1 pseudogene is annotated in these 724 nt (G+C 51.2%); it reads left to right on the top strand.

Annotated elements, in window-relative coordinates:
* Positions 1–490 precede the first annotated feature (490 nt).
* Positions 491–724, top strand: a pseudogene (locus tag EI28_RS12705) (formate dehydrogenase subunit alpha); the annotation flags it as partial.

Raw genomic sequence — 724 nt, forward strand, 5'->3', positions numbered from 1 at the left:
GGAGTTCCATGGCATAGTCCACCATGAAGACCCCGACCAGGAGCCCGGGGGCCGCGAAGGTGTGAAAATCGATGCATCGTTTGAAGTCCTCGATCAACTCAGGAGAGGAGCCTCTTGACTCGAGCCGGGCCTCGATATCTTCCCATGTGTGATTCAGTCTCGGTTGCACGGAGAGGTGTTTGGTCAAGGTTGGTTGTAAACATTTTGGATCAGTAAATCAAATTTACTTTACCCTAAACGGGTTACTGCGGCATATCGCCGAGGAAGTGTCACCTAATCGCATAATCATTGATATCGGAGGCCATAACCCGGGTGCCGGAGATTGGGTTCAAGGGACATCAACTATACAGCATGAAACTTCAGCCAATGTTAAAGGAGTAAGTTTAAATTTATATACTCCTTAGTAGAGTAAAGCCACTGTTAACATGTCCGCTCTAGCCGGACATGACTGGCAAAACCGACGTTGAATGCAACTATCGGGAGAATTCACATGGCTGACACTAATGGTAAATTACGTTACGTTCCCACAACCTGCCCGTACTGCGGCGTAGGGTGCGGGCTCAATCTCGTGGTAAATGACGGTAAGCTCGTGGGGGTCGAGCCCCTCAAGAGGACCCCGGTAAACGAAGGCAAACTCTGCCCCAAGGGTGCCACCTGCTGGGAGTTCGTGCACAGCCCCGACCGGCTGACGAAACCCCTTATCAAGAAGAACGGCGAGTTCGTC

Origin of the sequence: Methanoculleus sp. MH98A, from assembly GCF_000691865.1 — an archaeon.
Classification (GTDB): Archaea; Halobacteriota; Methanomicrobia; order Methanomicrobiales; family Methanoculleaceae; genus Methanoculleus.